A 558-nucleotide genomic window follows, 5' to 3' on the forward strand; every position below is an offset into this window, starting at 1 on the left:
AATCTTAAGACAACCGATTGTGTTTCCATATCTTCACCTCTAAATGAAATGTAATATATATCCAATATGGTATAATATGTATATCGTACCAAGTGAGGAGGTGAAAGTCATGTTAGTCAATAAAGCCTATAAGTTTCGGATCTATCCTAATAAGGAACAAGAAATCTTAATCGCTAAAACAATCGGTTGTTCTCGCTTTGTTTTCAATCACTTTTTGGCGAAATGGAACGATGCTTACAAAGAAACGGGGAAAGGGTTAACTTATAACGCTTGTTCGTCTCAATTAACACAACTAAAGAAAGAATTCGTTTGGTTAAAAGAAGTAGACAGCATTGCGNAAGAAGTAGACAGCATTGCGATCCAATCCTCACTAAAAAACCTTGCCGATTCGTATTCACGATTCTTTAAAAAGCAGAACAAACCACCACGTTTCAAGTGTAAAAAGAATAATGTGCAATCCTACACAACCAAGCATACGAATGGCAATATTGCCATTGTAGGCAACAAAATCAAGTTACCTAAATTGGGATTCGTTAAATTTGCGAAAAGTCGTGAAGT

Annotated in this window: 1 protein-coding gene and 1 pseudogene; both read left to right on the forward strand. The window is 35.5% G+C overall.

Features of this window, described 5'->3' with window-relative positions:
* Positions 1-109 precede the first annotated feature (109 nt).
* On the forward strand, positions 110-337 hold a 228-nt coding region (locus tag DIS06_RS20520; RefSeq protein ID WP_239421873.1), incomplete at its 3' end, for a helix-turn-helix domain-containing protein.
* A gap of 1 nt (position 338) precedes the next feature.
* Positions 339-558, forward strand: a pseudogene (locus DIS06_RS20525) (IS200/IS605 family element RNA-guided endonuclease TnpB); the annotation flags it as partial.

This window comes from Bacillus sp. CGMCC 1.16541 (assembly GCF_003184905.1).
In the GTDB taxonomy this organism is placed as follows: Bacteria; Bacillota; Bacilli; order Bacillales; family Bacillaceae_H; genus Priestia.